This is a genomic window from Cryptosporangium arvum DSM 44712 (assembly GCF_000585375.1).
In the GTDB taxonomy this organism is placed as follows: Bacteria; Actinomycetota; Actinomycetes; order Mycobacteriales; family Cryptosporangiaceae; genus Cryptosporangium; species Cryptosporangium arvum.
Genome location: NZ_KK073874.1, coordinates 1689389 through 1711821 on the forward strand (window position 1 = coordinate 1689389; position 22433 = coordinate 1711821).

The following is a 22433-nucleotide window of genomic DNA, read 5'->3' on the forward strand; positions in this document are numbered from 1 at the left end:
CGGGAGCGTACTTCACGGGCGACGACGAGCACCGGGAGTCCGGCGAGCTGCTGGCCGGGCTCAGCGCTGAACGCCTGCGATGAGTTCGCCGGCGCCGGCCCCGGTGACCGCAGGACCGGGGACAGCCGACGGGGAATCCGCACTCAGCAGCGTCTCCAGCGCGCCCAGCGACAGCAGGCGGAGCAGGCTGTTCAAGCCGGTGAGGTCGGGGTCGGCCACTACGGTCGCCAGCCCGGTACGCAGCGCCGAGGGCGCCAGCACGCGACTGCCCGTCGGCCCGGCCGTGGCCATCTCGATCAGCGCGTCACCGTGCCGAGTGAGCAGGCCGACGATGGCGGCTTGGCCGATCCGTTGACCCGCCTGGAGGTGGAACGCGCCCTTCGGGCGGTCGGCCAGTGCCGGGTCGGGCAACAGTGGCGTGATTGCCTGCCGGAGGATTCGTTTGTCCCACAGCAGGTCCGGGCGTAGCTCCGGCGGGACTGACAGCGCGTGGGCGACGAGGTCGACGTCGAGGAAGACCGGACGGCTCTCGGCGGAGAACGCCGCGGCCATGCGGTCCTCGTGCCAGCAGTTGTACTGCTGCAGGCCGGCGCGCATCGCGGTGATCCAGTACTCGTACGGATCCGACGGCAAGTCGGGGATCTGGGTCCGTAGCCAGTCGTCGTTGAGCCACTGCTCGGGCAGGTGCTCGCCGAGTGCGCGCGTGGCGCCCGGTAGCCGGTCGAGTGCGTGCCGCTGCCGTCCGAGGCGGAGCGCGTCGAGAAAGCCGTCCCAGCCGCCGGGCGGGTCGTGGGCGAAGCCCGCGGAGTAGCCACCGTTGAACTCGTCGCTGCCCTGCCCGGTGAGGACCACGGTGTACGGATCCCCGGCGGTACGTGCGGCGTGCAGCGTCGCCAGTTTGTAGTACTGCTCCGGCCCGGCGAGCGGTGTCTCGGTGGTGCGCAGCACCCAGCACCAGTCCGCGAGGTCCAGCGCCTGTTCGGTCGTACGGGTGTCGGCGGTTCCCAGCGGCAGTCCGAGGCCCGCGGCGGCGCGGACCGCAGCGGGGTAGTCGGTGTCCTGCGTGGACGCGGACAACACCGTCCAGGCGGTCAGCTGCCGGTGCTCGGCCGCCAGAGCGGCGACGGCGACCGAGTCGATACCGCCGGAGAGGAGCAGCGTGACCGGTGCGTCGGACAGGCACGCGCGGTCGACCGCTCGGCGCAGTAGCCGCCGGTACTCGTCCACGTACTCCTCGGGCTCGGTGACCGGGCCCGTCCCGATCGCCCACGAGTGGTAACGCCGGGAGCCAATCGCTCCCGTCGCCAGGTCGACGGTGACGATCGCGCCAGGCGGAACCGTGTGCACGTCCCGGAAGTGGGTGACGTCGTCGCGCAGCACTCCGCGGCGCGCGGACAGGAAGGCCGAGCCCGTCAGGACATCCGCCCAGTCCGGCTCGGCTGCGACGCGACCGGAAGCGAACAGGCCTTTCAACTCCGACGCGACGTAGAGCCGGTCGCCGCGGACGGCCCAGAACAGCGGCTTGGTGCCGAACGGATCCCGCACCAGCCGCAGCGTCCGCTCCCGACTGTCCAGAATCACGGCGGCGAACATGCCGCGCAGCTGGGCGAACGTCGCGTCGCCGAGAAGCGGGACCAGGTCGGCGAGGACGCGGCAGTCGGCGTCGCTCGCCGGGAGCCGGTGTCGCCGGCGCAGCTCGGCGTGGTTGTAGATCTCGCCGTTGACGGCGATGAGCCAGCGGCCGGTCGGGTCGGTGAAGGGCTGCTCCCCGTCGGGGCCACCGTTGACGGTCAACCGCCCGAACCGCATCGCGGAGTGCGTGGCATCGTTCACGGACGCGGAATCCGGTCCCCGGTGTCGTTGAGCATCGGCCATCGCCGCCGCCGTGCCGCGGTCAGCGAGAACGAGTGGGCGGTCGCCCAGCGAGAACACCGCAGCGATTCCGCACACGCGCCCGACTGTATCCGCGCCGGTGAGGCGGGCTGAGTCAGGCGACCTCGTCCGCGTGCCGGATGGCGTCCAGGACGATGTGTGCGACGTGGTCGTCGACCAACGAATACTCGATCTCCCGGGCACGCCGGTGCGCCTCGACGACACCGGCGCCGCGCAGGATCCGCAAGTGCTGGGACACCAGCGGCTGACTCGCCTCGAGCGCTGCGACCAGCGCGTGGACCGGCTTGGGTCCTTCGGCCAGCTCACGCACGATGCCCAGCCTGATCGGCGCGGCGAGTGCGCGGAGCAGGTCGCTCGCCGGTTGCAGTCGCTGGGTCACCCCGTCCGGGGGTGGCGGGCCGACCGTCATATGCAGAAATTAGCATTCTTCACTACCGGTGACGACGGCCGTGCCCACCGCTGCCGTCAGTGGTCGTCCCAGTGGCCGTCGTGCGGAGCGTGACGGTGGCCGTCGTGGACGTAATCGGTGTGGTCCCCGTGGCTGACCGCCGGGTGGCCGCAGTCCGTGCCGTGCTCGTGCGCATGCTCGGCGTGGACCCGGTGGGCCACGGGCTCGCACTCGTCGACGTGGTCTTCGTGGACACGATGGACGTGGCCGTCGTGCGCGTAGTCGGTGTGGTCCTCGTGCGCGAACGCGGTGTGGCCGCAGGTGTCGCCGTGCTGGTGGTCGTGCTCGGTGTGGGGCTTGTGGGCAACGGGCGTGGTCATGCCAGGTCCTCTCTTCGACTAAGACATAGTGACATTAGCATATATTGATTTCCTTATATGTCGGCGGCGAAGCGGCGGGCGGTGAGGCGACGCCCCGGTCCGCGATCGGCTCGTGGTCGTCGCTCGCGTGGACCGCGCGCAGGAGGGCCGGGCCGCCCTCGCGGGTCCGGTCGGCGAGCGCGTGCGGGTCGGCGGGGCGCTGGGGGCGCGTCGAGGGTCGCCGGCGCATGTCCTACCGTAGAGCACATGACAATCATTTTCGATAACTCGATGCGATGAGTACGCGCTGCCAGGTGACCGGGGTCGAGTCGGTGGTCGCTGAAATCCGGGCGCGGGGGGAGAAGGTCTGATGGCGCGCAACGAGATCCGGCCGATCATCAAGCTCCGCTCCACAGCCGGGACCGGCTACACGTACGTGACCCGCAAGAACCGCCGCAACGACCCGAACCGGCTGACGCTGCGCAAGTACGACCCGGTCGTCAAACGGCACGTCGAGTTCCGGGAGGAGCGCTGATGGCCAAGAAGAGCAAGATCGCTCGCGACGCGCGGCGGCGGGTGATCGTCGCCCGCTACGCCGAGCGCCGCGCGGAACTCAAGCGGACGATCGCCGATCCGCGCGCGACGGACGACGACCGGGCCGCGGCCGTCGCTGAGCTGGCGCGCCAGCCCCGGGACGCCAGCCGTACCCGCGTCCGCAACCGCGACGCCGTCGACGGCCGTCCGCGCGGGCACCTGCGGAAGTTCGGGCTGTCCCGGGTGCGGTTCCGGCAGATGGCCCACGCCGGCGAGCTACCCGGCATCAGCAAGTCGAGCTGGTAGGAGATCTGATGGCTGTTCCCAAGCGCAAGACCTCGCGCAGTAACACGCGCTCCCGCCGGGCGAATTGGAAGGCTCAACCGCTGCAGCTGGTGCCGATCACGGTGGACGGCCGAACCGGACGGGTGCCCCGGCGTCTCGTCCGCGCCTACCAGCTCGGCATCCTCCAGCTCGACTGAATCCAGCCCGTCCCGGCGTCGACCGTCGGGGCGGTGCGCCGACCCCGGAGGCAACAGGCGCCGCCTCCGGCCGGCGGGCCCTCCCCGCTCCGGGCCGGCGCAGCCGTCTCCCGCCTTTGGTCCGACGGTGCGTCCGGACGCACCGTCGGACGGGTTATCGGACGCTGACGCTCTTACGGGTGGCTCCACCACGAGCACCGAGGACCCGCAGCGCGCCGTGCGGCCGGGTGCGTCAGCGCTCGATCATCGCCATCTGGGCCTCGGTGTGGTGGCCGCCCTCGGCGACCGGCAGGTCATTCAGGGTGGCGATCTGCTTTTCGGTCAGCTCGACGCCGTCGGCGGCGATGTTCTCCTCGACGCGGCTGACGCGCTTGGTGCCGGGGATCGGGGCGATGTCGCCGCCCCGGGACACGATCCAGGCCAGGGCGACCTGCCCCGGCGTCGCGCCCACCTCGTCGGCGACGGCGCGGACCTCGTCGGCGATGCGGAGGTTCCGCGCGAAGTTCTCGCCGGTGAAGCGGGGGCTGGACTTCCGGAAGTCGCTGTCGTCGAGGGCCTCGATGTCGGCCGGGGTGCGCAGCGCGCCGGTCAGGAAGCCCTTGCCGAGCGGCGAGTACGCGACCAGGCCGATACCCAGCTCGCGCAGGACCGGCAGCATCTCGTCCTGGTCGCGGGTCCAGAGCGAGAACTCCGACTGCAGCGCGGTCACCGGGTGCACGGCATGGGCACGGCGGACCGTGTCGATCCACGCCTCGGAGAGACCCACGTACCGGATCTTGCCCTCGGCCACCAGTGCGGCCAGTGCGCCCATCGTGTCTTCGATCGGCGTCTCCGGGTCGACGCGGTGCTGGTAGTACAGGTCGATGTGGTCGGTGCCCAGCCGCCGCAGTGACCCCTCGACCGCGGTGCGGATGTTGGCGGGGCGGCTGTCGAGGTTCCCGGGGCGGTCGCCGGTGTGGGAGACCAGGCCGAATTTGGTGGCGAGCACCACCTGGTCCCGGCGGCCTTTCAAGGCCTGACCGACGAGTTCCTCGTTGACGTAGGGGCCGTAGATCTCGGCGGTGTCGATGAGCGTCACGCCCAGGTCGATCGCGCGGTGGATCGTGCGGATCGACTCGGCGTCGTCGGTACCGGCGCCGGTGAAGCCGTGGGACATGCCCATCGCTCCCAGCCCGATCCGGCCGACCTCGAGGTCACCGAGCTTCGCGGTACGCATCGCTCAGGCCTCCGGGATCGCGCGGCCGAAGGTGGCGAGCGTGACGTCGGTCGGCTCCGGGCCACCGCGCTTGCCGGTCTCCAGGCCGTCGATCGCGGCCAGCTCGGCGTCGGTGAGCCGGAAGCCGAAGACGTCGAAGTTCTCGGCGATGCGGGCCGGCTTCACCGACTTCGGGATCACCTGGCGGCCCTGCTGGAGGTGCCAGCGCAGCATCACCTGGGCCGGGGACTTGTCGTGCTCCTTCGCGATCCGGCCGATCGTCGGGTCGTCGAGGGTGCTGGTGTGGCCGGACTCGCGGTAGAAGGTGATCCCACCGATCGGCGCCCACGCCTGCGTGAGGATGCCGTGCGCACGCCCGAACTCCTGCACCTCGCGCTGCTGGAAGTACGGGTGCACCTCGATCTGGTTGACCGCAGGGACGACGCCCGCGGTGTCCAGCAGCGCGGTCAGGTGGTCGACCATGAAGTTGCTGACGCCGATCGCGCGCACTGCGTCGTCGGCCAAGAGCTTTTCCAGGGCGCGGTAGGCGCCGAGTGTGCGGTCGAAGTCCGACGGGAGGGCCTGGTGCAGGATCAGTAGGTCGATCCGGTCGAGGCCGAGCTTGCGGGTGGCCTTCTCGAAGCCGTGCAACGTCTCGTCGTAGCCGTAGTCGCTGATCCAGATCTTCGTCTCGACGAAGACCTCGTCGCGGGCGGGACCGGAGTCGGCGATGGCCTCGCCGACCTGGCGTTCGTTGCCGTACGCGGCGGCCGTGTCGATGTGCCGGTAACCGGTCTCCAGCGCCGCGGAGACAGCGGTGCGGGTCGCCTCCGGCGGGGTCTGGAACACGCCGAGCCCCAACGCGGGGATCTCGACGCCGTTGTTGAGCGTCAGAGCGGGAGTGTTTTCCGGCATGGTTGAGCCCTCGGAAGTAGGGAAGTGCGGGTCACTTCGCGGTGAGATCGTGGGTCGCGGCCCAGCTGGCGAGCATCTTCAGCCCGTCGGCGGCGGGCGTTCCCGCGGCCGCGGTGTAGACGTTGAGCCGCAGCCCGGGTTCGGACGGGAATTCCATGGCCTGGTAGTCGAGGTCGAGCCGGCCGACGACCGGGTGGTGCAGCCGCTTCTGGCCGCTGCGGTGATATTTGACGTCGTGCGAGGCCCAGCGCTGACGGAAGACCTCGCTGCGGGTGGAGAGTTCCCCGACCAGTTCGATCAATGCACGGTCGTGGGGATCACGTCCGGCCTCCAGCCGCAGCATCGCGGCGGCGTCGTCGGCGATCCGGTCCCAGTCGACGAAGAACTCCCGCGCCGCCGGATCCAGGTAGACGAAGCGGCTGGTGTTCGCCGGCCGCCGCGGATCCGCCAGGACCGGCGCGTACAGGGCCCGAGCCAACCGATTCATCGCGACGATGTCGAAGCGCGCGTTGCGGACCCACGCCGGAGCGTCCGTCATCGCGTCCAGAACCTGCTGGACCACCGGCCGGACGCTCGTCGGCTGAGCCCGCCGGGGCCGGGTCTCCGGCCCCGCGGCTCTGGCCAACGCGAACAGGTGCTCACGCTCGGCCTCGTCCAGCCGGAGCGCCAGGGCGAGCGAGTCGAGCACGCTCTCCGAGGCGCCGGCGAGGTTCCCGCGCTCCATCCGGACGTAGTAGTCGATCGAAACCCCGGCCAGCAGCGCGACCTCTTCCCGGCGCAGCCCTTTCACCCGCCGGTGACCGCCGTAGACCGGAAGCCCGGCCTGTTCCGGCGTGATGCGCGCGCGCCGCGAGGACAGGAACTCGCGGATCTCCGCGCGGTCGATCGGGGCCATGTCTCCACGGTAGGCCGCGTGTCGCGATGAGGGAGGGTCTGTCATTACCCCTGAGCGGCGGTCCTCCGGCCGGGCCGCCTGACGTTCAGCCGGGGCCGCTCCGGCGGGCCTGGCTCGGGGTCTCGTTCGTCCAGCGCTTGTACGCGCGGCGGAATTCGCGCGGATCGCTGTAGCCGAGCTCGGCCGCGATCGCCGTGATCGAGCGGCGGGTGTTCGAGAGCAACGTGTCCGCGTGCCGGCGTCGCACCCGGTCCTGGATCTCGCCGAAGCCCTGCCCGGCCTCGGCCAGGCGGCGGTGCAGGGTGCGGGGGCTGACGCCGAGTTCGCCCGCGACCTGCGTCGCCGTCTTCCGGGCGCGGAGGTCGGTGCGGAGCGCGCCCTCGACCGCGGCGACCAGGGCGTCCACCGGATCCGGGTCGAGCAGCGCCCGGGTGGCGCTCAGCGCCGCCTCGAAGTGGGTCGCGTTCGCGGTGGGGATGCGGCGCGTCTCCAGGGTGCGGGGGAGGGTCAGCGTCGTGCGGTCGCTGTCGAAGGTGACCGGGAAGCGCCAGAGCCGCGCGTACGCCGACGCCCAGGGCGGCGGTGGGTACGTCAGGGCCGCGGCCGTCGGCCCCGAGGACGTGCCGAACGTGAGCCGGATCAGCGTCACGATCCCGGCGAACGCCTCCTCGGTGAGGAAGACCAGCAGGTCCGGCTCCCGAGTGCGGGGGACGAGTTCGACGACGGTCTCCTCGTCGGTGTGGGTGCTGAAGAAGTCCACGAGCGTGCCCGACCCCTGGTGGTAGTCGAGCGCGACGCGGATGGCCTCGGCGACGGTGGCGGCCGAGCGCATCGCGGTCCCGAGCGGCCCCCAGGTGAGCAGGGGGTCCCGGTTGCCGATCAGCAGCCCGAGCGGCCCGGCCGGCAGCGCGGTCAGCGCCCGGCGGATCACGGTGACCGCCTGCCGGTAGGACACCAGCGTGCCGGGTTCCTCCAGCCGGGCCCGGTCCAGCCCGGTCCCGGCGAACCAGCCGCCGGTGGCGACCTCGTGCTGGTCGGCGACGTCGAGCAGGCCGGTGAGCACCCCCGGCGGGATGGTGGCCCGCGAGAGCGTCCGGTCCTCCATGCGCCCGTCCTCGGAGGTAGGTCTTCGCGCCACGACGGGGGGCAATGTTGCCACAAGCGTCACGCGACGCGCATCAACCTGCGGTTTCGTCCTTACGGTCTCCCCACATTCGCGCATCGACGCTGAGGAGAACCGATGAGGATCGGCTGCGTGGGCGTCCACGTCCTCGACCATCTGGTGATCGGCATCGAGTCGATCCCCGAACACGGCGGTGGGCAACTCGTCGAGACGATCCGGCTCAGCGCCGCCGGCACCGCCGGGGGGACGGCGCTGGTCGCGGCTCGCCTCGGGGCCGAGGTCCGCAGCATCGGAGTGATCGGCACCGACGCGCTCGGCGACACCCTGCTCGCGCTGCTGGCCCGCGACGGCGTCGACACCGGCGGACTGGTGCGCACCGACGGCCACCAGACGTCGGCCTCGGTGCTGCCGATCCGGCCCGGCGGCGACCGCCCGGCCTGGCACTGCATCGGTGCCAACGGGGCGTTCACCATCGACGACGTCCGCGACGAGCAGCTCCACGACCTGACCCACCTGCACCTCGGCGGCCCGGAGTTCCTCGGCGGCGACGCGGCGGCCCGGCTGTTGCGGCGCGCGCACGAGCGGGGCACGACGACGTCGGTCGACGTCCTGGCACCCGGCGATCCCGGGCTGCTGGCGTGGATCGCGGCCGCGCTGCCCTACACCGACTACCTGCTCCCCAACGACGAACAGGTCCGCGGTTTCACCGGCGCGACCGACCTGGTCGACGGCGCGCGGGCCCTGGTGGAGCGGGGTGCCGCCTGCGTCGCGGTCACGCGGGGAGCGCGTGGTGCGCTGGTGGTCACCGACGACCAGGTCGTCGACGTGCCCGCCTACGCCACGCGGGTCGTCGACACCAGCGGATGCGGCGACGCCTTCAGCGCGGGCTTCCTGCGCGGCCGGTCGCTCGGGTTCGACCTGCGTGGGTCCGCCGAGCTCGGCTGCGCGACCGCGGCCCAGGTCGCCGGTGGCCTCGGCACCGACGCGGGCACCTACACGCTCGACGACGTGCTGGCCTTCGCGGCGACCGCGGACCGGCTGCCGGTCCGATGAGGCCGCCCACGCTGATGGTGTCGGCCGCGTACGCCGCCCAGGGCGTGGGGTACGCCGTGGTCGTCACCGCCCTGCCGGCCGCGAAGGACCGGATGGGCTTCAGCGACGCGGTGGTCTCCGCGGTCCTGCTCGGGGTCTGCGTCGCCGCCGCGCTCGGCTCCGGGCTGGCCGACGCGGTCGCCGTGCGCCGCGGGAGCCGGGTCGCGCTCTGCGTCGGGTTCGGTGTGCAGTTCGTCGCGCTGCTGGGAATCAGCCTCGCTCATCAGCTGCCCGTCTACCTGGTCGCGGTCGCTCTCTACGGATTGGGCCTCGGCACCGTCGACGCCGGCAGCAACATGCAGGGCACCGCGCTGCAGGCCCGCGCCGGGGTACCGCTGCTCGGCCGTCTCTACTCGGTCTTCACCGTCGGGAGTGTCCTCGGTGCGCTCCTGTCCGCGGGCGTGGCCGCACTGGGCGTCTCCGCGTTGACGCTCGTCGGCGTCGTCGCGTTCGTCCAACTCGGGCTGGCGTCGGCGGGCCGCACCCGGTTCCTGCCGACGCTGCCCGCGTGCACCGCCGACCGGGCGCCGGCGACACCGCTGCCCCGGGCCGGGATCTGGGCGGTCGGATCGCTGGTGCTCGTCGCGTACGTCCTCGACGCCGCGGTGTCGACGTGGAGCACGATCTACCTCGCCGACGGGCTCCGGGCCTCGGCGGTGCTCGCGCCGGTCGCCTACGCCGCCTACCAGGCGATGGTCCTGCTGACCCGGCTGGTGACCGACCCCGCGGTCGTGCGGTGGGGCCGCTCGGCGGTCGCGGTGTCGGCGCTGCTCTTCGGGGCGGCCGGGTGCGCGCTGATCGTCCTCGGGCCCGCCGCCCCGGTGGCCGTGGCCGGATTCGCCGTCGCCGGGCTGGCCGTCGGGGCGGTGGTGCCGATCGCGTTCGCCGCGGCCGGCCGGCTGCTCCCGGCCCGGAGCGACGAGGTGATCGCCCGGGTCAACGTCTTCAACTACGCCGGCGCCGTCACCGGGGCGGTGATCCCCGGCCTGCTGGGCACCGGCGCGGCCCTCCGCTTCGGGTTCGTGGCCCCGGCGCTCGCGCTCCTGCTGGTGCTGCCCGTCGCGCGCCGGCTCACCAGTTCCGTCCCCCAAGGAGAACCAGCATGACCGACGTCGACGTCGTCGTGGTGGGTGCCGGGCTTTCCGGCCTCACCGCGGCGCGCAACCTGCAGCAGCGCGGACTGAGCGTCCGGGTGTTCGAGGCGCTGGACCGGGTGGGCGGCCGGGTCCGCTCCGCCACCGTCGCCGGTGCCGTGGTGGACCTCGGCGGCACGTTCGTCGGGCCGGGCCAGGACCGCATCCTCGCGCTGGCCGACGAGGTCGGCGTCGGCCGCCACCCGACGCACGACTCCGGCGACAACCTGCTCCTCTGGCGCAAGGACCGCAGGCGCTACCGCGGCCTCGTCCCCCCGCTGGGCGCGGCCGGCCTCGTCGACCTGGTCCGGGTGCGGTCCGCCCTGGAGCGGTTGAGCCGGACGATCCCGGTCGGACGCCCCGGGGACGCGCCCGGCGCGGCCACCCTCGACGCCCAGACGCTCGGGTCGTGGCTCGCGGCCAAGCACGCCTGCCGGGGGACGCACGACCTGATGGCCGTGGTCAGCCGGACCTCGTGGGGATGTGAGCCGTCCGAGCTCTCGCTCCTCCACGCGCTGCACTACGTCGCCCAGGCCGGTGGGCTGGACGCGCTGCTCGGCACCCGCGGCGGCGCGGTCGAGCGGCACTTCGTGGAGGGCGCCCACGCGGTGGCGGCCCGGGTGGCCGACGGGCTGGGGCCCGGCACCGTCCGGCTCGGCACGCCGGTGCTCCGGATCGACCGGGCCGGGGACGGCGTCACCGTCCACACCGACGACGGCCCGACGACCGCCCGCCGGGTGATCGTCGCCGTGCCACCGGCGTTGCGGCGGCGGATCCGGTTCGCCCCGGAGCTGCCCTCGGCGCACCGCCGGCTCGCTCAGCGCTGGTCGCCGGGGATCCTGTCGAAGATCTACGCGGTCTACGACACGCCCTTCTGGCGCGGGGGCGGCCTCAGCGGCATGTCGATCTCCGACGAGGGCCCGGTCTTCATCACGTTCGACACCAGCCCTCGCGACGCGTCCCGGGGCGTCCTCCTGGGGTTCGTCGGGGGTGACTACGCCCGGGACTGGGACGCGGTCGGCGCCGCCGAGCGTCGGATCCGTGCGCTCTCGGCCCTGGCCGACCTCTTCGGGGACCGCGCGCTCCGGCCGCTCGGCTACACCGACCACCGCTGGGGCGAGGAGGACTGGCTCGGCGGCGGTCCCACCGCGGCGCCGGGCCCCGGGGCCTCGGCCGGGCTGCACACCCGGCTGACCGAGCCGGTCGGCCCGATCCACTGGGCCGGCACCGAGACCGCGACCCGCTGGGCCGGACACCTGGACGGGGCGGTCTCCGCGGGGGAGCGCGCCGCCCGGGAAGTCACCGTCGCACTCACGCTGGAGGCCGTCCGATGACCTGGAGCCACCGTCACAGCGAGCTGACCACGGCCACCCCGGCCCAGCTCTGGACCCGCTGGACCACCGCCGGGTCCTGGCGGATCGACGACCCAGGCGTCGAGTGGGCCCGGTTCGACGGCGCCGTCGTCGAGGGAGCCACCGGAGTGGTCAAGACCCACGGCGCCCCGGCCCGGACGATCGAGTTCACCCGCGTCGAGCCCGGCCGGGCGATGGACTTCACGATCCGCCTGCCGCTGGCCACCCTCGCGATCACCCACGACATGGAACCGGCCGCGGGCGGGACACGCACCACCCACGGCGTGGTTCTCGACGGCCCGCTGCACCGGGTCTACGCGCTCCTGCTCGGCGGGACGCTCGCGCGCGGGCTGCCCACCGTCGTCCGCAACGTGACCGCCGGTGCGCTCCGGGACGGCGACGCATGACCGCCCGGCTCTCCGCGCTCGCCGCCGTGCCCGGCGATCGCGGCCGCATCACCGTGGAGTGTCCGGTCGACGGGGAGCCGATCGGCGACATCCCCCGGGCCCGTCCCGACGACGTCGCGTCCGCCGCCGCCCGCGCCCGGGCCGCGCAGGCGGCGTGGAGCCAGGTGCCGGTGGCCGAGCGCGCGGCCGTCGTCCGTCGTTTCGGGCGGTCGGTGCTGACGCGGCAGGCCGAGATCCTCGACGTCATCCAGCGCGAGAGCGGGAAGTCGCGCGCGGACGCCTTCGAGGAGGTGCTCGACGTCGCCCAGGTCAGCCGGTACTACGCCGCCGTCGGCCCCGGCCTCCTGCGGACCCGCCGACGACGGGGTGCGATCCCGGCGCTGACCGTCACCCACGAGGTCCGCCACCCCAAAGGGCTGGTCGGGGTCCTCTCACCCTGGAACTATCCGTTCTCCCTCGGGATCTCCGACGCGCTGCCCGCGCTCGTCGCCGGCAACGCGGTGCTGGCCAAGCCGGATCACCTGACGCCGTTCTCGTGCCTGCTGGCCAAGGAGCTGCTGGCCGGGGCCGGGCTGCCCGAGGACGTGTTCACGGTCGTCACGGGTATCGGCGCCGAACTCGGCGAGGCCGTGGTCGGTTGCGTCGACTACGTGATGTTCACCGGCAGCACCCGGGTCGGACGCCTCCTCGCGGCCCGCGCGGCCGAACGCCTGACCGACTTCTCGATGGAGCTCGGCGGCAAGAACGCACTGCTGGTCCGGGCCGACGCCGATCTGGGCCTGGCCGTCCCCGGGGCGGTCCGCTCCTGCTTCGCGAACTCGGGTCAGCTGTGCGTCTCCACCGAGCGCCTCTACGTCGACACGGCCGTCTGGGACGACTTCGTGCCCCGGTTCGTCGACGCGGTGCGTGACCTGCGTCTAGGGCACGGGCTCGACTGGTCCTACGACCTGGGGCCGTTGATGTCGACGCGTCAGCTCGGGACCGTCCAGCGGCACGTCGACGACGCGGTCACCCGTGGCGCCACCGTGCTGACCGGCGGAAAGGCCCGCCCGGACCTGGGGCCGACCTTCTTCGAGCCGACCGTGCTCACCGGCGTCACCGCGGCCATGGAGGCCTTCGCCGAGGAGACGTTCGGTCCGGTCGCCTCCCTCTACCGGGTCGACGGCGACGACGACGCGGTCGCCCGGGCCAATCGGAGCGAGTACGGGCTCAGCGCCTCCGTCTGGACCCGTGACCACGCCCGCGGCGAACGGCTGGCGGCCCGCCTGCGCACCGGAAACGTGAACGTCAACGAGGGCTACGCGGCGACCTGGGGATCGGTCGACGCGCCGATGGGCGGATGGGGTGCCTCCGGCACCGGGACGCGGCACGGAGCCCAGGGGCTGCTGAAGTACACGAACGCGCAGACCGTCGCGCGCCAACGCCTGCGTAACCTGAGCAAGCCGCCCGGCGTCCGCGGCGAGGTCTACGCCGGCCTGATGACCTGGGCCCTCCGGGCACTCAGCCGCGGAGACGTCAGGCGAGCGTGAGCTCTGCGGCGCCGAACGACACCGAGAAACGCTTGCACCAGACGGTGACGCTGCGCAGACCGTCCAGTTCGGCCGCCACGGGCAGGTCGTACACCTGGTCGCCGCGGTTGCCGCGGAGCGCGGCCACCTCCAGGTAACGGCCGTCGTCGAAGACGTGCCAGCCGGGTCGCCCGGGGCGGACGGCCTGGTCGGTCAGCCAGACCCGCAGGTCCGGCCCGTCGGAGGTCCGTAGTCCGATCAGGACGAGCTGGTGCCGGCCGTCGGGGCGTTCGATCAGCTGGACACGGCCGCTGGTCTCGTGCTCGTGGGTGACGAAGCTGCCGGTCGCCACCAACCGGTTGCCGACGGGCGAGGCGCCGGCCGACGGGCTCGTCGTCGGGGTGGCCACCACCGGCACCTCGTCGGCGACCGTGGTGTCGGTGGCCAGGCGCCACGGCTGGAACCAGTACAGGCCGAAGCCCGCGCCGGCCACCAGTACCGGGACGAGCACCCACGTCAGCAGTCTCGGGAACATGACCCGACGCTAAAGGCGATGAGTGCGTCGCGACCCTTACGAACCCCTTACGTCCAGTTGATCGCGACCCGGTGGCGCCACGTTTCGAGCGCGTCGAGGTCGCCCCGGACCACCAGCCGCTCGGAGCCGGAGCGGTTCCACAGCAGACGGTAGAGGTCGGACGCCCGCCCGGTGAGCGTGAGCGTGGGCGGGTGCGCGCCGGCGTCGACCAGGAGGCCGCTGGGGGTGAGCTGCACGGTCCAGGCGGCGTCGACGTCGTCGGCGGCGAGCGCCAGCGACACGGCCGGATCGGCGGTGATCCGGGCGGCACGGCGGGCGAGGAAGCCGTGGAGGAGCTCGTCGATGCCGTCGGCGGCGAACCCGGGCTCCCAGTCCGGAGCCGACGCGGTGGCGGCCTCGGCGTCGGCGCGGTGGATCGCGGTCTCGTGGGCTTGGCGCCGGGCCCAGAACGCCAGCGGTGAGGGCGCCGCGAAGAACGTCCAGCAGTGCAGCGCCGGGTCGGCGTCGGTGAGGGTCCGGACGAGGTCGCGGTGCCCGTCGGAGAACCAGCCGAGCAGCGCGTCGTCCGCCGGGGCGTCGAAGAACCGCTTCTCGTCGGCCGCGCCGAAGGGGTCCGGCCGTCGGGTGGTGACGAGGGCGGCGGCCCACCGGTGGACCCCGCCGAGGTGGGCGAGCAGGTCACGCACCTGCCAGCCGGGGCAGGTCGGCACCGCCGCGTCCGGCCCGGCCCGCTCGGCGGCCCGGCTCAGCGCTTCACCGTCGCGACGCAGCACGTCCACGTAGTCGTCGATACGCACCGCGTCATCGTGCCGCACCACGCGGTCGTGCCGCACCACGCGGCCGTCAGGAGGCGGACGGCGCCCGGGTGGCGCGGTGGTAACCCACGGCCGTGACGGCGAGCGCCGCACCCCATCCGACAAAAACGACGAGCGTGAGGACGACCGCCCAGCCGTCCACGACGTCCGACCAGTTCCGTGATCCGTCCAGCAGCGAGCGGACGAGCACTCCCGTGCTCAGCCCGCCGTACGCGATCAGCGCGATCGCGACCGCCCCGGCCGGCACCAGCGCCAAGAGCCGGGGAACGCTCCGATCGCCCACCACCGGCACCCACCGCGGGAACTGCTGCCCCCACCGCTGCGCCAGCCCGAGCGCCAGCAACCCCGCGACCGGCGGAACCGCGGTGATCGCCAGCGCGGATCCGAGCGACAGGTTCCGCTGGATGTCGTCGAGCTCCGCGCCGGAGATGCCGAACGGAACGTCGAGTGCCCAGAGCGCGTGGGGGAGCGCCCACCCCACCAGCGGTATCGCGACCGCGACGTAGGCCGAGCGGCGGACCCACGGGGCGACCGGCCGGTACGCGGACGGCCCGCGGGCCGGTCGGGGTGCGAGCCGCGCGAACAGCACCGCCCCGGCCAGCAGCGCGAGCCGCGCGGTCACGTCGCGCCAGTCGGTGGGACGCCCGGCCAGCCCGGCCGGGATCTCGAACAGCAGGTGCAGCGGGAACGCGGCCGTGGCCAGACCGGCCGCGACCGTCCACAGGACCACCGCGGGTGGCTTCCACAGCACCACGCCGGCCAGCAGGACGCACAGCCCGAGCGCGCCCCACCCGGACCAGAACGGCAGTTCGGCCACCTGGGCCGCCCCGCAGCCGTCCGACGGGTGGACCACGTGGGTCCGGTCGCACGCGGTGTAGCCCCAGCGCCCGCCGAGGAGCCAGTACACCCGGATCAACGCTTCGCCGGCCAGAAAGATCAGCACCATGGAACCCAGGCTCGCCGGGCCGAGCGCCCGGGAACTCCCCTAGCGGGGCCAGGAGCCTCCCTCCTCCGGGGGAGCGACCACCCGGCCCCGTACGCGAGGATCGCCTTCTGCGTCCGGTCGTGGGTCTTCACGGTCTCGACGCCAGCCCCCGGAGCTCCGCAGCGGACGGCCCGGCCGCGAGCAGCCGGAGAACGTCGAGCGCGCGGCTGGTCAACGGGAGCTCCTGCGGCGCGTTCCCGGAGGCCGATCAAGCCCGTCCGTGCCCCGGGGCCGCGGACCCACCGGGTCGCGCGGCTCGATCATGGCCGCGTGGGGCGTCACCGCCACCGTGACGACGCCCGCGGTGAGCCCGCGCGCCGGTCGAATCGTGCGGCGCACGGGCGATGCGGTTGCGCTCGGCCCGCGTGCGCGCGGTCGCCTCAGCCGCCGCCACCGGCTCTGCGACGGTCTCCTCGGGCGCCGCACCGGCTCTGCGGCGGTCTCCTCGGGCGCCGCCACCTGCGCTGTGGCGGTTACCTCGGCCGCCGCCACCGGCGCTGTGGCGGACGGCCCGAGCGCGCCGACCAGCCCCGCTGACCAGGTGCGGCGCGAACCCCGGCGCGAACGGCAGCGCGAACCGCAGCGCGGCTTCCCACGCCAGCGGCCCGGGCGCCGGAGCCGGGAGATCCAGGTGAGCAGGACCCCGGCGGTGGCGATGACGCGCCGGACCAGCACCGCACCGCGCGTCCTCCGAAGAGAATCTTCTCCTTGACAAAAAAATTTGTCCGTACGACGCTGAGCGCATGCAGGACATCGCCGTGATCGAGGACGCCGCCGCCGCGGAGGCCTCACTCGATCCGATCCGGGCCCGGATCCTCGCCGAACTCGCGGAGCCCCACACCGCGACCACGCTCGCGAACCGCCTCGGGCTCGCGCGCCAGAAGGTCAACTACCACGTCAAGACGCTCGAGCAGCACGGGCTCGTCGAACTCGTCGAGGAGCGGCGCAAAGGCAACATGACCGAGCGGGTGGTCCGCGCGTCGGCCGCCGCGTACGTCATCTCGCCGGCCGCGCTCGCCGCGGTCGCACCCGATCCGTCACGGTCGCCCGACCGGTTGTCGGCGCACTGGCTGCTCGCGCTGGCCGCGCGGCTGGTGCGGGAGACCGGCGCGCTCATCAACGGTGCGGCCCGGGCCGAGAAGCCACTGGCCACCTTCGGCCTCGATGCCGAAGTGCGCTTCGCCAGGCCCGCCGACCGGGCCGCGTTCCTCGGCGAGCTGACCGCGTCGCTCGCCGAACTGATCAGCAAGTACCACTCGGAAGCCGGGAGAGAGCACCGCGTCGTCATCGCGGTGCACCCGAGCATCACGGAAGACGGAGACAAATCATGAGCCACCCCTTCGAGATCCACGGCGAGATCACCGTGGACGCCACCCCCGAGCAGGTCTGGGACGCGATCACGACTGGGCCGGGCGTCGACTCCTGGCTGATGGGGCGCACTGTGGTCGACGGCGACGGCAAGACCAGCACGTTCGAGATGTTCGGCAGCACGTCGACCGCGAACATCACCACGTGGGAGCCGGGGCACCGGTACGCCACCGCGGAGGACAAGAACCCCGACGGCACGTTCACCGCGTTCGAGTGGCTGATCGAGGCCCGCGACGGGGGCGGCGCGGTCGTGCGTTTCGTGCACAGCGGCGCGCTCGGTGACGACTGGGAAGCCGAGTACGACGGGCTCTCGGTCGGCGACCAGGCGTACCTGACCAAGCTCGCGGTGTACCTCGAGCACTTCGCGCCCCGCACGGCGACGCACTCGACGTTCCTGCCCGGGCCGGTCACCGAGGGCTCGTGGGCGGCGATGACCGCGGCGGTCGGCGCCGGCACCGACGCGGCGGACGGGCAGCCCGCCCGGCTCACCGTGCCCGGCATCGAGCCGGTCGAGGGCGTCGTGGAGTTCGTCCACGCGACGAGCTTCGTCGGCATGCGCACCGGCGATGCGATCTATGTGCTGATCCACGGCTACAACGGGATGATGTTCGCGACCGCGCACTACTTCGACGACCGCGACCGGTCGGCCGAGATCGAGGCGTGGCAGGCCTGGCTCGGCTCGCTCGGGTAGTGCAGGCGCTACCTCGGCTGACCAGTTGGCGGCAATGATCCGGGCGCCCGTCCTCGCCACGATTGACGCATGACGAACAAGGCGAACATCTTCGGGAAGACGGCGCTCGTGCTGGCGGCGGCGGCCGCACTGACCGGCGTCGCGGCGAGCCCCGCCGCGGCCACCGGCGGGCCCAGGGTCGACGACGCCCTGCAGCGCGAGGTGGCCCAGCACGTTCTCGAGGCCGGTCCGCCCGGGTACCTGGCCCGGATCGACAACGGCCGTCAGGTCTACACCCTGGCGCGGGGCGTTGCGGACAAGAAGACCGGCCGCCCCATCAAGGCCACCGACCAGTTCGAGGCCGGCAGCAACACCAAGACGTTCACGTCCGTGCTCGCGCTGCAGCAGGTCGACCGCGGCCGGCTCAGCCTGGACGCTCCGGTCGAGAAGTACCTGCCGGGAGTGGTGCCGAACGGGAAGAACATCACCGTCCGGCGGCTGCTCAACCACACCAGCGGACTGTTCAGCTACACCGGCGACGAGAACTTCTTCGCGAACATGGCCAAGGACCCCCAGCACGTCTACACCGACGCCGAACTGCTGAAGATCGCGTTCAAGCACCAGCCCTACTTCGCGCCGGGCAAGGGCTGGCAGTACTCCAACACCAACTACACGCTGCTCGGGATGATCCTGCAGAAGCAGACCGGCAAGTCGATGGCCACGCTGGTGCAGGAGCGCATCGCCGGTCCGCTGGGGCTCGAGGACACCTACTACGCCGACCCGCGGGCCACCGACACCGGTGAGGGCTTCGCCCACGGGTACGCGATCGAGTTCGCCACCGGCAAGCCGGGCTACACCGACACGTCCAGCTGGCCGATCGGCAGCTGGGGCGGGGCGGCCGGCGCGATCGTCACCACGGCCGACGACCTCTCGACGTTCCTCTCCGGCGTGCTGCAGGGCAAGCTGTTCTCGGCGGCCCAGCTCACGCAGATGAAGACGACGGTTCCGCTGCCGGAGGCCTTCCCGATCAAGGGCGGCTACGGCCTCGGCCTGTTCAAGACCGACTCGCCCTGCGGGACGGTGTGGGGCCACGGCGGCGACACGATGGGGCACCACAGCACGGCGGTGGCCACCGAGGACGGTCGGCGCACCGCGGTCACCGACTCGACCGGTGAGCCGCTCGAGGCCACCGAGAACGCCGGCGTGAAGCGGTACTACGAGGCTCTCGTCTTCGGCGCCGACGCGGTGACCACGTGCCAGATGCTCGGCCGCCCGGTCCCGGCCGAGGTGCTGGCGAGCCTGCGCGGCAAGTGAGCAGCTAGCTCCGCTCCCGGATCCGATGTAGAGCCAGCTCTACGTCGGATCCGGGATCTTGCCGTCCTGACCGGGGCGGTCCGCGTTGATGTGCTTGCCCGATGACACAAACCGTGGAGGCTCCACCCCGCGCGACGACGATCTGGCCCTTCCTGGCGCTCGCCTTCGGTATCGCCTGGGGCTGGATGGCGCTCAGCTGTCTCGTGTTCGACCTCTCGTTCGCGAACCCGCTCGTACAGATCCCCTGCGGGTTCGCGCCGGCCATCGCGGCGGTGGTGGTGCGGCGGTGGATCAGCCGGGAGGGCTTCGCCGACGCCGGTTCGCGGCCGCGGTTGCGGGCCGCCTGGCCGTACTACGTGCTGGCCTGGCTGGTGCCCTTCGGGATCGCCGCGGTCGTGCTGGTGATCGCGGCCGCCTCGGGGAAGTGGGACCCGGCGCTCGACGAGGTGGTACCCGGTCTGCCGGTCTGGGTGCTGCCGCTCGCGCTCGGCCTGCTGGCGCTGGTCACCACCCCGCTGTTCTGGGGCGAGGAGTTCGGCTGGACCGGCTACCTGCTCGTGCGCATCGCCCCCGGCCGCCCGCGCGTCGCCGCGCTGGCGGCCGGTCTGGTCGCGGCGATCTGGCACTACCCGCTGGTGCTCACCGACTACGACCAGTACGGCAACGTGCTGCTCGGTCTGGTCGGCTGGACCGCGTGGATCATGTGCCAGGAGGTGTTGCTGGCCTGGCTACGCGAGCGCAGCGGCAGCGTCTGGCCGGCCTGCCTGGCGCACGCGGGCAACAACATGATTCTGGCGCCGCTGATCGGGGTGCTGATCACCACCGGCGCGTTCAGCAACGAGGTCGTGAACTTCCTCGTCGTCGCGGTGCTGATCGTCCTCGCGCTCCGGCCGCTGCTCACCGCCCACCGATGAGCCGGTCGGCGAGGGCGGCCAGCGTCCGGAAGTCCTCGGCCGCCGGAAGACGGTCGCGCGGGTGGTCGGGGTTGGAGTCGAGGACGACGTACTCCGCCCCCAGCTCGATCAGCGTGCGGAAGTCGGCCGCGACCTGGTCGAGGCTGCCGGTGCCGGGTGCCCGATCGGGTGCGGAGTCGTGAGCCGTCACCCGGGCACGCATCCGGGGGCAGAACGCGACCCCCTGCGTCTTCGGGAGCCCGACGTCGCGCAACCAGTCCAGCGGAGCGTTGTTCGGGTGCCAGGCGTCGCCGTGGGCCACCGCCCGGCGCAGCACCGCGGGCGCGGTGCCGCCGATCCAGATCGGAGTGTGCCGGGCCGGGCCGGTCGCGACGTCCCGGTAGTCGACGAACTCGCCGCTCGCCGACGTGACCTCGTCGCGGAGCGCGGAGCGGATCGCGGCCACGTACTCCTCCGACGCCCGTCCGCGACCGGCGAAGTCGAGCCCCAGCGCCTCGAACTCGTCGGACGCCCAGCCGGCCGCGACGCCGAGCACGAAGTGCCCGTCGGTGAAGTCGTGCAGCGCGGCCGCCATCGAGGCGGTGAGCAGCGGGTGGCGGTACGGCAGGATCGTGACCGTCGTGCCGAGTTCGAGCCCGTCGGCGTAGCCGGCCACCCAGCCGAGGGTGGTGAACGGGTCGTAGAACGGCGGCGGGTAGAGGTCGGCCACCTGTGGGGTCACGGCCACGTGGTCGGACATCATCGCCAGCGTGAACCCGTGGTCCTGGGTGAACTTCACCCAGTCGCGCATCTCGCGGGGCGAGGTGGTGAAGTTCGGGATGTTGATGCCCAGCTTGACCACCGCGGTCAGCCGTTCAGGTAGCGCGCGAACGGCGCGGTGGCCTCGGCGTGGGTGGCGTGGCGCGCCTCGAACACGTCCGGCGCGGGCACCGGGTAGCCCAGGTCGGGGATGTCGGTGGCCTGCGCGGCGTACCAGATGACCGCGATTCCGGTGGCTTGCGCCGCCCGGCAGCACATCGGGCAGGGCTCGCAGCTGGAGTAGATCTCCGCGCCGCGCAGGTCGAGCGTGCCGAGGTTCCGGCAGGCCGCCCGCACGGCTTCCACCTCGGCGTGCGCGGCGGGGTCCAGGTCGCGGAGCACGGTGTTGACGCCGGTGGCCAGCACTTCGCCGTCACGGACCAGCAGGGCGCCGAACGGAAGTTGTCCGGAGGCGGCGTTCTGGGTGGCGAGGTCGACCGCTCGACCCAGCAGTTTCGGATCCATGCGGACCTTGTTACCAGTCGCTGGAAGTCGGACGTTTACATATGTAGTTCGTCGGCATATTGTGACGGCATGCCTGACCGTATGCGTGAACCCACGTACTTCATCCTCGCCGCGCTCCAGGACGAGCCCCGCTACGGCTACGCGATCATCAAGCAGGTCGAGGTGCTGTCCCAGGGGCGGGTCACGTTGGCCACCGGCACGCTCTACTCCGCGCTGGACCGCCTCACCGCGGAGGGGTTCGTCGGCGTGGTGCGTGAGGAGATCGTCAACGGCCGGGCCCGGCGCTACTACGAGGTCACGCCGGACGGCCTGGCGGCACTCCGGGCCGAGGCCGCCCACCTGGCCAACGCGGCCAAGGTCGTGACCGACCGGATGACGCTGCGCCCGGCGACCGGTCTCGCATGAGCGGCGACCTCGAGCGGCGCTACGCGCGCGTCCTCCGGCTCTACCCGAAGGCCTACCGGCGCGAGCGCGGCCCCGAACTCCTGGCGACGCTCCTGGAGGCGTCCGCCCGCCCGAAGCGCCGGGAGCTCCCGGCGCTCCTGCTGGGCGCGCTGCGTGCCCACGCCGGGTCGGACCGCCGGACCGCCGGGGGCACCTGGGTGGCCGCGTCGCGCGTCGCCGCGCTGATGGTGCTGGTCTACGCGATCACCACCGCGCCCGTCCGGGCCGGCATCACCCTCGCGTACGGCCTTCCGCACGGCTGGTGGCTGATCGAGCAGAGCCTGCCCGAGCTGGTCGCGGCGCCGGTGGGGCTGCTCGCGCTGGCCGCCGCGGTGCTGGGGCGCCACCGGATCGCGCTCGGCGTCACCTCCGTCGCGTTCCTGGTGGGGTTGGGGACCTGGCTGACCGACACCGCTCTCGAGGCCGGCTTCTTCCGCTACCTGTTCGCGGCGCTGCTGCTGCTACCGGCGGTCCGGACGGCCCCGCCTCCGGTCTCCGGGCTGCTCAGGTACGCCCTCTCCGCGCCCGCGCTGCTCGTCGCCGCCGACCGGATCGGGGAGGACGTCGTCCCCGCCGTGGCCGGGATCGTGGGCTTCGGCGCGTTCGTCGCCGTCTGGTTCGTCGCGCTGTTCTGGGCCGTCGTCGACGAGCGCGTCACGCTGGCCGTGGGGCTGTTCTTCCTCGCCGAAGCCCTGCTCTGGCCGATCGTGCTCGCGGTTTTCACCGCCGGGGGTGCCAGCGGGAACCTGACCGGGCTCGCGGTCACGATGGCGCTCACCGCGCTCGTTCCCACCGTGTTGCTCTCGGTCTCCGCGATCGCCGTCCGGCGCCAGGCTCGCCTCTAGGATC

26 protein-coding genes are annotated in these 22433 nt (G+C 72.7%); 14 read left to right on the plus strand and 12 right to left on the minus strand.

The genetic code is table 11. The annotated features are described in order from the left end of the window. Positions 1-60 precede the first annotated feature (60 nt). The 3 genes from CRYAR_RS07785 to CRYAR_RS07795 all read right to left on the minus strand — a co-directional run bounded on the left by CRYAR_RS07785 (position 61) and on the right by CRYAR_RS07795 (position 2661). Positions 61-1833, minus strand: coding sequence for an asparagine synthetase B family protein (locus CRYAR_RS07785; protein WP_169745010.1), 1773 nt, complete (start codon positions 1831-1833; stop codon positions 61-63). 154 nt (positions 1834-1987) lie between these two features. Next, the gene (locus CRYAR_RS07790) at positions 1988-2302 is read right to left on the minus strand and encodes an ArsR/SmtB family transcription factor (RefSeq protein ID WP_035849428.1); all 315 of its coding nucleotides are present in this window, start codon (positions 2300-2302) and stop codon (positions 1988-1990) included. Positions 2303-2358: 56 nt separating this feature from the next. Continuing rightward, positions 2359-2661 carry a hypothetical protein gene (locus CRYAR_RS07795; RefSeq protein ID WP_035849430.1) on the minus strand — a complete coding sequence of 101 codons (303 nt, stop codon included), beginning with the start codon at positions 2659-2661 and terminating at the stop codon, positions 2359-2361. 349 nt (positions 2662-3010) lie between these two features. Between CRYAR_RS07795 and rpmG the strand changes: the two genes are divergently transcribed. The 3 genes from rpmG to rpmF are packed head-to-tail and all read left to right on the plus strand — an operon-like array spanning position 3011 to position 3656. Next, complete coding sequence (rpmG, locus tag CRYAR_RS07800) at positions 3011-3175, plus strand: 50S ribosomal protein L33 (protein WP_035849433.1); 165 nt, start codon at positions 3011-3013, stop codon at positions 3173-3175. Next, positions 3175-3480, plus strand: a complete 306-nt coding sequence (gene rpsN / locus CRYAR_RS07805) for a 30S ribosomal protein S14 (protein ID WP_035849436.1) — start codon at positions 3175-3177, stop codon at positions 3478-3480. The genes rpmG and rpsN overlap by 1 nt, the downstream gene beginning before the upstream one ends. An 8-nt stretch (positions 3481-3488) precedes the next feature. Continuing rightward, entirely contained in the window at positions 3489-3656 is a 168-nt protein-coding gene (rpmF, locus tag CRYAR_RS07810; RefSeq protein ID WP_035849439.1) for a 50S ribosomal protein L32, read from the plus strand. Positions 3657-3888: 232 nt separating this feature from the next. Here rpmF and CRYAR_RS07815 read toward each other — a convergent pair whose 3' ends face one another. The 4 genes from CRYAR_RS07815 to CRYAR_RS07830 form a co-directional block, all read right to left on the minus strand. Beyond that, a complete protein-coding gene (locus tag CRYAR_RS07815; protein ID WP_035849442.1) occupies positions 3889-4872 on the minus strand; it encodes an aldo/keto reductase in 984 nt (327 codons plus the stop codon). Between the two features lie 3 nt (positions 4873-4875). Beyond that, positions 4876-5766, minus strand: a complete 891-nt coding sequence (locus CRYAR_RS07820) for an aldo/keto reductase (RefSeq protein WP_035849445.1) — start codon at positions 5764-5766, stop codon at positions 4876-4878. A gap of 31 nt (positions 5767-5797) precedes the next feature. Next, on the minus strand, positions 5798-6661 hold the full coding sequence (locus CRYAR_RS07825) for a helix-turn-helix domain-containing protein (RefSeq protein ID WP_035849448.1): 864 nt from the start codon (positions 6659-6661) through the stop codon (positions 5798-5800). Between the two features lie 85 nt (positions 6662-6746). Next, entirely contained in the window at positions 6747-7766 is a 1020-nt protein-coding gene (locus CRYAR_RS07830) for an AraC family transcriptional regulator (protein WP_051569901.1), read from the minus strand. 135 nt (positions 7767-7901) lie between these two features. Between CRYAR_RS07830 and CRYAR_RS07835 the strand changes: the two genes are divergently transcribed. From CRYAR_RS07835 to CRYAR_RS07855, 5 genes are read left to right on the plus strand one after another with little or no spacing between them, the layout of a single operon-like run. Beyond that, positions 7902-8837: a carbohydrate kinase family protein gene (locus CRYAR_RS07835; RefSeq protein WP_035849451.1), complete on the plus strand. Its 936-nt coding sequence runs from the start codon at positions 7902-7904 to the stop codon at positions 8835-8837. After that, on the plus strand, positions 8834-9982 hold the full coding sequence (locus CRYAR_RS07840; RefSeq protein WP_035849454.1) for an MFS transporter: 1149 nt from the start codon (positions 8834-8836) through the stop codon (positions 9980-9982). The genes CRYAR_RS07835 and CRYAR_RS07840 overlap by 4 nt, the downstream gene beginning before the upstream one ends. Further along, positions 9979-11343, plus strand: a complete 1365-nt coding sequence (locus tag CRYAR_RS07845) for a flavin monoamine oxidase family protein (protein ID WP_035849457.1) — start codon at positions 9979-9981, stop codon at positions 11341-11343. Before CRYAR_RS07840 ends, CRYAR_RS07845 begins: the two co-directional genes overlap by 4 nt. After that, positions 11340-11768, plus strand: coding sequence for an SRPBCC family protein (locus CRYAR_RS07850; protein ID WP_051569903.1), 429 nt, complete (start codon positions 11340-11342; stop codon positions 11766-11768). Before CRYAR_RS07845 ends, CRYAR_RS07850 begins: the two co-directional genes overlap by 4 nt. Continuing rightward, on the plus strand, positions 11765-13297 hold the full coding sequence (locus tag CRYAR_RS07855) for a succinic semialdehyde dehydrogenase (RefSeq protein ID WP_035849461.1): 1533 nt from the start codon (positions 11765-11767) through the stop codon (positions 13295-13297). The genes CRYAR_RS07850 and CRYAR_RS07855 overlap by 4 nt, the downstream gene beginning before the upstream one ends. Here CRYAR_RS07855 and CRYAR_RS07860 read toward each other — a convergent pair. From CRYAR_RS07860 to CRYAR_RS07870, 3 genes are read right to left on the minus strand one after another with little or no spacing between them, the layout of a single operon-like run. Continuing rightward, positions 13284-13811 (minus strand): DM13 domain-containing protein, encoded by a 528-nt coding sequence (locus CRYAR_RS07860; protein ID WP_035849464.1) that lies wholly within the window; start codon positions 13809-13811, stop codon positions 13284-13286. The two genes, CRYAR_RS07855 and CRYAR_RS07860, sit on opposite strands and share 14 nt — an antisense overlap. Positions 13812-13858: 47 nt before the next feature. Next, positions 13859-14608 (minus strand): maleylpyruvate isomerase family mycothiol-dependent enzyme, encoded by a 750-nt coding sequence (locus CRYAR_RS07865; RefSeq protein WP_035861274.1) that lies wholly within the window; start codon positions 14606-14608, stop codon positions 13859-13861. 46 nt (positions 14609-14654) lie between these two features. Continuing rightward, a complete protein-coding gene (locus tag CRYAR_RS07870; protein ID WP_035849467.1) occupies positions 14655-15572 on the minus strand; it encodes a hypothetical protein in 918 nt (305 codons plus the stop codon). Between the two features lie 782 nt (positions 15573-16354). Between CRYAR_RS07870 and CRYAR_RS07875 the strand changes: the two genes are divergently transcribed. From CRYAR_RS07875 to CRYAR_RS07890, 4 genes are all read left to right on the plus strand, one after another. Continuing rightward, positions 16355-16942 carry an ArsR/SmtB family transcription factor gene (locus tag CRYAR_RS07875; RefSeq protein ID WP_157017478.1) on the plus strand — a complete coding sequence of 196 codons (588 nt, stop codon included), beginning with the start codon at positions 16355-16357 and terminating at the stop codon, positions 16940-16942. Continuing rightward, positions 16939-17670, plus strand: coding sequence for an SRPBCC family protein (locus CRYAR_RS07880; RefSeq protein WP_035849469.1), 732 nt, complete (start codon positions 16939-16941; stop codon positions 17668-17670). The genes CRYAR_RS07875 and CRYAR_RS07880 overlap by 4 nt, the downstream gene beginning before the upstream one ends. Positions 17671-17739: 69 nt before the next feature. Further along, positions 17740-18963 (plus strand): serine hydrolase domain-containing protein, encoded by a 1224-nt coding sequence (locus CRYAR_RS07885; protein ID WP_051569904.1) that lies wholly within the window; start codon positions 17740-17742, stop codon positions 18961-18963. Positions 18964-19064: 101 nt separating this feature from the next. Beyond that, positions 19065-19877: a CPBP family glutamic-type intramembrane protease gene (locus CRYAR_RS07890; protein ID WP_157017480.1), complete on the plus strand. Its 813-nt coding sequence runs from the start codon at positions 19065-19067 to the stop codon at positions 19875-19877. Here CRYAR_RS07890 and CRYAR_RS07895 read toward each other — a convergent pair. Both CRYAR_RS07895 and CRYAR_RS07900 read right to left on the minus strand, forming a co-directional pair. Continuing rightward, positions 19861-20718 (minus strand): LLM class flavin-dependent oxidoreductase, encoded by an 858-nt coding sequence (locus tag CRYAR_RS07895; RefSeq protein ID WP_211247324.1) that lies wholly within the window; start codon positions 20716-20718, stop codon positions 19861-19863. The genes CRYAR_RS07890 and CRYAR_RS07895 overlap by 17 nt on opposite strands. A gap of 5 nt (positions 20719-20723) precedes the next feature. Next, positions 20724-21140, minus strand: coding sequence for a nucleoside deaminase (locus CRYAR_RS07900; RefSeq protein WP_051569906.1), 417 nt, complete (start codon positions 21138-21140; stop codon positions 20724-20726). Between the two features lie 69 nt (positions 21141-21209). Here CRYAR_RS07900 and CRYAR_RS07905 point away from each other — a divergent pair, with 69 nt between their 5' ends. Both CRYAR_RS07905 and CRYAR_RS07910 read left to right on the plus strand, forming a co-directional pair. Continuing rightward, on the plus strand, positions 21210-21545 hold the full coding sequence (locus CRYAR_RS07905; protein ID WP_084700232.1) for a PadR family transcriptional regulator: 336 nt from the start codon (positions 21210-21212) through the stop codon (positions 21543-21545). After that, positions 21542-22429 (plus strand): hypothetical protein, encoded by an 888-nt coding sequence (locus tag CRYAR_RS07910; RefSeq protein WP_035849471.1) that lies wholly within the window; start codon positions 21542-21544, stop codon positions 22427-22429. The genes CRYAR_RS07905 and CRYAR_RS07910 overlap by 4 nt, the downstream gene beginning before the upstream one ends. Positions 22430-22433: the final 4 nt, after the last annotated feature.

What these genes read in the sequence shown, in the direction of transcription:
- CRYAR_RS07905 (WP_084700232.1), top strand. Translation starts at nt 21,210, where the DNA reads ATGCCTGACCGTATGCGTGAACCCACGTACTTCATCCTCGCCGCGCTC.
- rpmG (WP_035849433.1), top strand. Translation starts at nt 3,011, where the DNA reads ATGGCGCGCAACGAGATCCGGCCGATCATCAAGCTCCGCTCCACAGCC.
- CRYAR_RS07855 (WP_035849461.1), top strand. Translation starts at nt 11,765, where the DNA reads ATGACCGCCCGGCTCTCCGCGCTCGCCGCCGTGCCCGGCGATCGCGGC.
- CRYAR_RS07825 (WP_035849448.1), bottom strand. Translation starts at nt 6,661, where the DNA reads ATGGCCCCGATCGACCGCGCGGAGATCCGCGAGTTCCTGTCCTCGCGG.
- CRYAR_RS07820 (WP_035849445.1), bottom strand. Translation starts at nt 5,766, where the DNA reads ATGCCGGAAAACACTCCCGCTCTGACGCTCAACAACGGCGTCGAGATC.
- CRYAR_RS07870 (WP_035849467.1), bottom strand. Translation starts at nt 15,572, where the DNA reads ATGGTGCTGATCTTTCTGGCCGGCGAAGCGTTGATCCGGGTGTACTGG.
- CRYAR_RS07790 (WP_035849428.1), bottom strand. Translation starts at nt 2,302, where the DNA reads ATGACGGTCGGCCCGCCACCCCCGGACGGGGTGACCCAGCGACTGCAA.
- rpsN (WP_035849436.1), top strand. Translation starts at nt 3,175, where the DNA reads ATGGCCAAGAAGAGCAAGATCGCTCGCGACGCGCGGCGGCGGGTGATC.
- CRYAR_RS07845 (WP_035849457.1), top strand. Translation starts at nt 9,979, where the DNA reads ATGACCGACGTCGACGTCGTCGTGGTGGGTGCCGGGCTTTCCGGCCTC.
- CRYAR_RS07885 (WP_051569904.1), top strand. Translation starts at nt 17,740, where the DNA reads ATGACGAACAAGGCGAACATCTTCGGGAAGACGGCGCTCGTGCTGGCG.
- CRYAR_RS07815 (WP_035849442.1), bottom strand. Translation starts at nt 4,872, where the DNA reads ATGCGTACCGCGAAGCTCGGTGACCTCGAGGTCGGCCGGATCGGGCTG.
- CRYAR_RS07850 (WP_051569903.1), top strand. Translation starts at nt 11,340, where the DNA reads ATGACCTGGAGCCACCGTCACAGCGAGCTGACCACGGCCACCCCGGCC.
- CRYAR_RS07875 (WP_157017478.1), top strand. Translation starts at nt 16,355, where the DNA reads ATGCAGGACATCGCCGTGATCGAGGACGCCGCCGCCGCGGAGGCCTCA.
- CRYAR_RS07890 (WP_157017480.1), top strand. Translation starts at nt 19,065, where the DNA reads ATGACACAAACCGTGGAGGCTCCACCCCGCGCGACGACGATCTGGCCC.
- CRYAR_RS07840 (WP_035849454.1), top strand. Translation starts at nt 8,834, where the DNA reads ATGAGGCCGCCCACGCTGATGGTGTCGGCCGCGTACGCCGCCCAGGGC.
- rpmF (WP_035849439.1), top strand. Translation starts at nt 3,489, where the DNA reads ATGGCTGTTCCCAAGCGCAAGACCTCGCGCAGTAACACGCGCTCCCGC.
- CRYAR_RS07880 (WP_035849469.1), top strand. Translation starts at nt 16,939, where the DNA reads ATGAGCCACCCCTTCGAGATCCACGGCGAGATCACCGTGGACGCCACC.
- CRYAR_RS07910 (WP_035849471.1), top strand. Translation starts at nt 21,542, where the DNA reads ATGAGCGGCGACCTCGAGCGGCGCTACGCGCGCGTCCTCCGGCTCTAC.
- CRYAR_RS07795 (WP_035849430.1), bottom strand. Translation starts at nt 2,661, where the DNA reads ATGACCACGCCCGTTGCCCACAAGCCCCACACCGAGCACGACCACCAG.
- CRYAR_RS07835 (WP_035849451.1), top strand. Translation starts at nt 7,902, where the DNA reads ATGAGGATCGGCTGCGTGGGCGTCCACGTCCTCGACCATCTGGTGATC.
- CRYAR_RS07830 (WP_051569901.1), bottom strand. Translation starts at nt 7,766, where the DNA reads ATGGAGGACCGGACGCTCTCGCGGGCCACCATCCCGCCGGGGGTGCTC.
- CRYAR_RS07900 (WP_051569906.1), bottom strand. Translation starts at nt 21,140, where the DNA reads ATGGATCCGAAACTGCTGGGTCGAGCGGTCGACCTCGCCACCCAGAAC.
- CRYAR_RS07860 (WP_035849464.1), bottom strand. Translation starts at nt 13,811, where the DNA reads ATGTTCCCGAGACTGCTGACGTGGGTGCTCGTCCCGGTACTGGTGGCC.